Source organism: Streptococcus sp. 1559, assembly GCF_013276735.1.
Classification (GTDB): domain Bacteria; phylum Bacillota; class Bacilli; order Lactobacillales; family Streptococcaceae; genus Streptococcus; species Streptococcus pseudopneumoniae.
Window position 1 is genome coordinate 1 of the sequence record NZ_VMLO01000106.1, and the last position, 7,457, is coordinate 7,457.

The window sequence follows — 7,457 nt, forward strand, 5'->3', positions numbered from 1 at the left end:
TTGAACTTGAAATTTGGCAAAAGAGAATCAAGATTACTCCTGATTCTCCATTTTTATGCAATATCAAATTTCAATTGGCCTGCTTTGACACCAATCTTAAGTGTGCTGCCTGCCACCAAATCTCCCTTAAGAAGAAGTTCTGCCAACTTGTCTTCCACTTCTGTTTGCAGGGTTCTGCGAAGTGGACGAGCTCCCATCTCTGGGTCATATCCTTGATTTGCCAACAATTTCAGTGCAGAAGCTTGTAATTTCAAGTCAATGCCTTTTTCAGCCAAACTTGCCACTAAAGGTTTGACCATAATCTTCACCACTTCCTGCATATGGTCACTAGACAGGCTATGGAAGACCACCTTTTCATCAATACGGTTGATAAACTCAGGTCTATAAGCCTTTTTCAGCTCTTCAAACATGCGTTTTTCCATATTTTCCTGGTCAAAACGAATATCCTTAGCTCCAAAACCGACGGTCTTGTCATCCCGAAGGGCTGTCGCACCAAGGTTTGACGTCATGATGATAATGGTATTTGAAAAGTCAACCTTGCGGCCCTTGCTATCGGTCAAGACACCATCATCCAAGACCTGCAAGAGCACATTAAAGATATCTGGGTGGGCCTTCTCTACCTCGTCAAAAAGGAGAACGGAATATGGTTTGTTGCGAACCTTCTCGGTCAACTCCCCACCTTCTTCATAACCCACATAACCCGGAGGAGCTCCATTGAGACGGCTGGCTGCAAATTTCTCCATATACTCACTCATATCAAAGCGGATAAGGGCTGATTCGTCATCAAAGAGAACTTCTGCCAAAGCCTTGGCCAATTCGGTCTTCCCGACACCTGTGGGTCCTAGGAACATAAAAGAACCAATCGGACGCTTGTGACTGCGAATCCCTGACTGATTGCGGCGAATAGCACGGCTAACGCTTGAAACTGCTTGATCTTGACCGATGACACGCTTGTGTAGTTCAGCTTCCAAGTTCAGGTATTTCTTAGCGTCAGTCTGAGTCAGTTTTTGGACTGGGATACCTGACAATCGACTCAAGGTAGTCAAAATATCAGACTCTGTTACCAAGTCTTTATAGACAGGCACTTGCTCTTCTTTTGCGATTAGCTGAGCTGCCTGTTTCCACTTGCCATCCATCAAGGCCTTGTCAGCTGGACTCAAGCCTGAATCGTCTACTTTTACATGCTTAGCCTTATTTTGCACTGTTGCTGCTGCTTCATCTAAGAGGTCTATAGCAGAGTCTGGCAAATGGCGACTAGTCAAGTAACGATGGGCCATCTTAACGGCTGTTTCGACCGCTTCATCTGTGATTTGCACACGGTGATGTTTCTCATAAGTCGCCTTCAAGCCTTGCAAAATGGCCATGCTGTCTGCCACACTTGGCTCTTCAATCGTCACTTTAGCGAATCGACGAGAAAGGGCCGCATCTTTTTCGATGTGTTTTTGGTATTCTTCCTGAGTGGTGGCACCAACCGTTCTCAAAGTTCCACGCGCTAAGGCTGGCTTCAAAATATTGGCCGCATCCAGAGTTGAGTCAATTCCACTCCCAGAACCCATGATAGTGTGGAGTTCATCGATAAAGAGGATGACTTGGCCATCTTCTTCAATATCCTTGATGATATTGTTCATGCGCTCTTCAAAGTCACCACGGAAGCGTGTCCCTGCAACGACATTCATCAAATCAAGCTCTAACACGCGCATCTTAGCCATTTCCACAGGCACATCCCCACTAGCAATACGCTGAGCAAGACCAAGCGCCAGAGCAGTTTTCCCGACACCAGCATCCCCAACCAAGACAGGATTATTCTTTGTCTTCCGACTCAAGATTTGAATCATACGCGAGATTTCCTTGTCCCGACCGATGACTGGTTCTAACTTGCCAGAACGAGCTTGCTCTGTCAAATCATGCGTATAATCCTCGAGACCACCACTCGGAGTCTGGGGCATACCCATCATATTAGCCATAGAATTTTGCTTGTCAGCTACTGTACGATGGCGTTGGCGTAGGGCCTTGAGGTCTTCACGAGTCCAGCCTGCCCGTTCTTCTAAATTTCGGCGAAGAGCAGCAATCTTGACCTGATCTTTCTTGTCTTCATAAGAAAAACCAGCCCTCTCCAAAATACGAGTCGCCAAGGCATTGCCATCATGCAAAATCGCATAGAGGACATGCTCTGTCCCTAATACCTTAGCATGGACCACTGACGCTACATACTCTGCTTCGTCAAAAAGAACCTGCAAACGACGGGAGAACGGCAACTCCGTAAAAGTTTCATACTGTCTATAGTCCGTTTCAGTCAGTTCCAAAGCCACCTCTTCTAAACGGTCCATCTCATATGGATAATCGTTTAAAGTCGCCCCTGCCACACTATAACTGTGATTGGACATGGCAATCAACAAGTGCCAAGACTCTAGGTAACCAGCTTCAAAATGGCCAGCCACCATGTAGGCACTCTCGATACATTCATTCAATGCTTTTGAATAGTTCATCTTACTTCCCTTTTCTATCTACCTCTTGTATAACCTGTCGTAGCATATTAGCTCGAAGGACTGGAGCTTCTTCTCCTAGGACGCGATCCAAAGCTACTGCCACAAGCAAATTCATCTCCTGCTTGGTCATCAATTCCTGCTCAACCAAAAGCTGTAGAATATCCTCATAAATTTCTTGACTGACCTGCTCACCAATTGAGTAAAGCAGCTCCCTGAGCATTTCATGATGACTAGAAAACTCAATCCGTCCTATACGAATATAGCCTCCGCCACCACGCTTACTTTCAACCAAGTAGCCTCTACTTTCGGTAAAGCGTGTCTTGATCACATAGTTAATCTGACTAGGGACAACCTGAAAGGTATCAGCCAACTGACTCCGTTGCAACTCCACAATACCAGATTGATCTAAAATCGCCTTGATGTAGGCCTCAATATGATCCGATGTATTTTTAAATCTCATTACAAACCCACCTCTCTCTTTAAACCTTGACTATCTTTGACTATTATACCGAAATTTTCTCATTTTTAAAAGAAAAAGGGCGCTGGTAAAGGATAATCTTCACCAACTCCCTATTTTTCTACTTATTCTAAGCCTAATTCTGCCAAGATTTGACGTTTGTAGGCAATCTTTTGGACTTCCTTGTCCTCATCTTCAGACCAGTCTAGTTTAATTTCTGAAACAATCTGCCCAGGGCGATTTTTCAAGATATAGATGCGGTCGCTGAGATTAAGAGCCTCCTCTATACTATGAGTAATAATCAATGTTGTCAAGTGTAACTGCTTGTGAATCTCAAGGTACCAAGCGTGTAGTTCCATCTTGGTCATCTCATCCAAGGCGCTAAAAGCCTCGTCTAAGAGAAAGAGCTTGTGCCCGAAAAGGTAAGTTCGAAGCAAGGCTACACGCTGGCGCATCCCGCCACTGAGTTCATGAGGGTATTTATCTCTTACAGCTGTCAACTGGAAGGTCGCAAGAATTTCATCCGCCCGGGCAATGGCTTCCGCCTTATCCACTTTTTGAATCAAGAGGGGCAGAATGATATTTCCAAGCACCGTCTTGTGCTCCAAGAGCAAGTCCTTTTGCAACATATAACTCACGCGCCCCTTGGGATTTTCTTCACCATCCAGGACAATTCTCCCAGACTGGACTTCTAAAATCCCAGCGATTAGATTAAAGAGAGTGGTCTTTCCAACACCGCTTGGACCTAGGATAGAAACCACTTCACCTGAAGTCACCTGCAGATTGATGTCCTCTAAAATCCTCTCCCGACCATAGGCATAACTGACGTGTTCTAGTCTTATTTCTGTCATTATTTCACAAATTCGTTGGTGAAGCCTTTATCTGTCAAATCTTCTTTAAGGATACCATTTTCTTTATCCCATTTGTAGAAGGCATTCCAGCGAGTTGCATCAAATTGACCCCATTTTTCCTTGTCGCTTGCGTATTCTTTTGACAAGTATTTTTGAGATTCGATGACAAAGTCACGTTTTTCCTGAAGTTCAGGTGCATTCTTGATGAGGATATCAGCCGCTTCTTCTGGATGCTCCATAGCATATTGGTAACCTTTTTTGATGGCTTGGATGACTTTACGAGCTTCTTCTTTGTTATCTTTCAGATAGTCGTTGTTTGCGATGATAACTGGTGAATAGTAGTCAAACTCCTTGACATAGTCTTTCAAATACATGAAGTTAGCATCTACACCTTGAGATTTAGCAAGTATACCATCCCAACCGTAGTAGATCCAAGCAGTGTCAAAGACACCATTGGCAATAGGTGTGATAGAGTTTGAGTCGTTATTTGGTACTTTTTCTACCTTCTCAAAGTCCCCACCTTGTGATTCTACCAATGTTTTCAACATAGCAAGTTCAGTTGGGTCATTCCAAGTCCCGTATTTCTTACCAACCAAGTCTTTTGGACTGCTTACATTGTCAGATTTACGTGAGATGATTCCTGATGTATTGTGTTCAACAATAGCTGCAACGGCAGTGATTCCTGCTCCTTTTTCCAATTTTTTAGCCATGTAGTCTTGGAAATACACTGCAAATGGTGCCTTACCATTGATAACCAAGTCAGATGAGCTTTCTTCTGGTGGCAATTTCAAATCAACATCCACTCCAGCTTCTTTGAAATAACCTTTTTCCTTGGCAACATATAGCCCTGTGTGGTTAGTATTTGGTGTCCAGTCTAGGATAAAGTCGATCTTCTTGAGTTCTGCCTCTTTGTTATCCTTAGAAGCAGTTCCTTGACCACAGGCCACAAGTACAACAGCTACAAGAGCTGTTAAAACAGTTAAAAACACTTTCCATGTTTTCTTCATTTTGATTTCCTCTTTTCTTTTTTGAAACATTCTAATTCTACGAACGTTTCCATTTAATAACATATTTTTCACTGACATCAACCAGCTTCATACCGAGAAGACTGATAATCGATACCAGAATAATAATAGCAAACATGGTATCATACTGAAACAGTTTCTTGGACTGAATCATGTAGACACCTAGTCCTTCAAAGCCTCCCAACCACTCAGATACCACTGTTGTGATAAAGGCGTAGGAGACACTGACCCTCAGACCTGCATAAAAGTAAGGCAGGCTGACTGGAATTTTAAAATGCCACAGGATTTGCCAAGGCTTGGCCCGCATCAGACTAAACAAGGTCAGCATATCCTTGTCACAATGCCTAAAGCCGTCCAAAATACTGACGATGATAGGAAAAGTGGTCGTCAAGATAATCAGGACAATCTTGGGCAAAATCCCATAACCGAGCCACAAGACCAAAATAGGGGCTATGGCAATGGTCGGGATAGTCTGAACGACCACCATCATAGGGTAAATCAGGTCATTGAGCCAAGTCAAACTATCCATGAGTACAGCCATGAGACAGGCAATCAAGACTCCCAAAATTAGACCTAGCAAAGCCACTCTCAACGTGGCCCAGCTATGGTGCCAGAGAAATTCTCTGTCACGAGCAAAGGCCTGGAGAATTTCAAAAGGTGTCGGCAGGATAAACTTGGGGAGAAGTTTAAGAAAACCTGCTAACTGCCAGATTGACAAGACTCCTAGAAAGCCCAATAGACTAATGTGTCGTCTCAGCATACTTTTCAAGCTTCTCATCAATACTTAAAATCTCTCCTACATTTATTTTGACATTGGCAAAGACATTATCTGCCTCCTGCCCTGCCACTTCCAGCGCTTCTTTTAGAATGCGCATAAGCTCATCAAACTCCCCTTCCAAGACCGTTTCAAATGGTGTCACCACCATGGTCACTTCTTGAGCTTGCAGATAAGCAATGACCTGATCAATAACAGCTATCCGATCAATCCCCTGTGCTAGGGGTAAAACTTGCAAGGCGATGCTTGCTTTCATAAAAACCTCCTCTTCTCGTTTTCCTTTGACAAAAAGAAAAACCTTTACCATATATGGAAAAGGTGCAAAATCAGACTAAGTATCGTTCCCTCCGCTGGCATTACCCAGATCAGGTGCGGTCGAAGTTTAACACTTCCTCTCAGACTGTACACAGACTCCCATATATTATATGTATATATGATAGCGCAAAATAAGAAAAATGTCAAGGAAATTGCTTAATCGAGTAGGGGATAATCTCTAGCCCCTCTCACACCACCGTACGTGCCGTTCGGCATACGGCGGTTCAACTAACTTTTAACACATGTCGTTCAAGGTAATAATCCAAACACGAAACCAGTCCACGTTTTTCAAGGACTGGTTTTGATATAGCACGTTTAGTACCGACTTCTGAGCTACTAATTGATAATGGTCACCCCAGCCAGATACCTTATCTGCTATCCATTTAGGAACTCCTAACTTAAGCAATCCCCATAGTCGTCTCGATTTCTTCTTCCATTGCTTCCAGATAATCACTCGTAGGCGAGTACGCAAGCGCTCATCTATGCTGGTGACAATACTTTTCATATTTCCCAATGAGAAATAGTTTATCCATCCTCGAATAGACAAATTCAGTTGCTCAATACGTCTTGTTAAGTCTATACTCCATTTCCTCTGTGTTAGTTTCTTCAATTTAAGCTTAAATCTCCGAACACTATCTTGATGGGGACGACTTTTCCAACCATCTGATGATTTCCAGAACCCAAAACCTAAGTATTTCAGCTCTCTTGGTCTGGTAATCTTAGTCTTGGTCATATTTACTTTCAAACCTAGCCGTTTCTCAATAAAACGACTGACTGAATACATCACACGCTTAGCGGCTGCCTCGCTTCCGACCGTCATCACACAATCATCTGCGTAGCGCACAAATCGAAGTCCCCTCTTTTCTAATTCCTTGTCCAATTCATTAAGCATGACATTGGATAAGAGAGGAGATACATTTCCTCCCTGTGGTGTGCCAACTAGCGTTTTATGACGTTGACCATTAATGATAACACCTGAATGAAGATACTTACGAATCAAGGATTCCCTATCTCCGTCTTCGATAATGTTATGTACTAAGGACATCAATCTATCTTGAGGAACCCTATCGAAAAATTTCTCTAGGTCTATATCCACTATCCACTCATAGCCGTCATTTAAGTACTCTAAGAGCTTGGACAATGGCTTGTTGGATTATCCTATCCATCACTGTCGGAATCCCAAGCTGAAGGACACCTCCATTGGGTTGGGGGATTTCAACTCGCAGGACTGATTGAGGTTTGTATTTCCTCTGTTTTATCAGTTCTTTAGTCAGGCGCCAGTTTTGTCTGAGATAATTATCCATCTCTTCGATAGTCATTCCATCAATCCCAGCTGAGCCCTTATTGGATTTTCCTTGATTGTAGGCTTCCAGCATATTTTCGCGTGATACTATCTTATCTAGCAATTTTGACATGTGCCTATTCCTTTCTTGTTTTGGTGCCTGAGGGACATCTTATATTGGTGAACCTTCATCTAGTCAATACGTGACAGAGTCCAGTTCTATCAGACCGTTCGTTTTACAGACACAAGTGAAGTAGGATTACTTC

General features: G+C 43.2%; 6 protein-coding genes and 1 pseudogene. All 7 read right to left on the bottom strand.

Annotation, left to right across the window (positions count from 1 at the left end; translation table 11 throughout):
• Nucleotides 1–53 precede the first annotated feature (53 nt).
• The 7 genes and pseudogenes from HT688_RS10555 to HT688_RS10585 all read right to left on the bottom strand — a co-directional run bounded on the left by HT688_RS10555 (nucleotide 54) and on the right by HT688_RS10585 (nucleotide 7,324).
• Complete coding sequence (locus HT688_RS10555; protein WP_079252987.1) at nucleotides 54–2,486, bottom strand: ATP-dependent Clp protease ATP-binding subunit; 2,433 nt, start codon at nucleotides 2,484–2,486, stop codon at nucleotides 54–56.
• Nucleotide 2,487: 1 nt separating this feature from the next.
• Complete coding sequence (locus HT688_RS10560) at nucleotides 2,488–2,946, bottom strand: CtsR family transcriptional regulator (RefSeq protein ID WP_050261787.1); 459 nt, start codon at nucleotides 2,944–2,946, stop codon at nucleotides 2,488–2,490.
• A 122-nt stretch (nucleotides 2,947–3,068) separates the two neighbouring features.
• On the bottom strand, nucleotides 3,069–3,794 hold the full coding sequence (locus HT688_RS10565) for an ABC transporter ATP-binding protein (protein ID WP_000136235.1): 726 nt from the start codon (nucleotides 3,792–3,794) through the stop codon (nucleotides 3,069–3,071).
• Complete coding sequence (locus HT688_RS10570; RefSeq protein WP_050261791.1) at nucleotides 3,794–4,801, bottom strand: ABC transporter substrate-binding protein; 1,008 nt, start codon at nucleotides 4,799–4,801, stop codon at nucleotides 3,794–3,796. Before HT688_RS10570 ends, HT688_RS10565 begins: the two co-directional genes overlap by 1 nt.
• 37 nt (nucleotides 4,802–4,838) lie before the next feature.
• Complete coding sequence (locus tag HT688_RS10575; protein WP_165778281.1) at nucleotides 4,839–5,597, bottom strand: ABC transporter permease; 759 nt, start codon at nucleotides 5,595–5,597, stop codon at nucleotides 4,839–4,841.
• Nucleotides 5,560–5,850 carry a thiamine-binding protein gene (locus HT688_RS10580; protein WP_000647658.1) on the bottom strand — a complete coding sequence of 97 codons (291 nt, stop codon included), beginning with the start codon at nucleotides 5,848–5,850 and terminating at the stop codon, nucleotides 5,560–5,562. Before HT688_RS10580 ends, HT688_RS10575 begins: the two co-directional genes overlap by 38 nt.
• Nucleotides 5,851–6,133: 283 nt before the next feature.
• A pseudogene (locus HT688_RS10585) lies at nucleotides 6,134–7,324 on the bottom strand (group II intron reverse transcriptase/maturase).
• Nucleotides 7,325–7,457: the final 133 nt, after the last annotated feature.

Coding starts and splice junctions, on each gene's coding strand:
- HT688_RS10560 (WP_050261787.1), bottom strand. CDS start 2,946: ATGAGATTTAAAAATACATCGGATCATATTGAGGCCTACATCAAGGCG.
- HT688_RS10570 (WP_050261791.1), bottom strand. CDS start 4,801: ATGAAGAAAACATGGAAAGTGTTTTTAACTGTTTTAACAGCTCTTGTA.
- HT688_RS10580 (WP_000647658.1), bottom strand. CDS start 5,850: ATGAAAGCAAGCATCGCCTTGCAAGTTTTACCCCTAGCACAGGGGATT.
- HT688_RS10565 (WP_000136235.1), bottom strand. CDS start 3,794: ATGACAGAAATAAGACTAGAACACGTCAGTTATGCCTATGGTCGGGAG.
- HT688_RS10575 (WP_165778281.1), bottom strand. CDS start 5,597: ATGAGAAGCTTGAAAAGTATGCTGAGACGACACATTAGTCTATTGGGC.
- HT688_RS10555 (WP_079252987.1), bottom strand. CDS start 2,486: ATGAACTATTCAAAAGCATTGAATGAATGTATCGAGAGTGCCTACATG.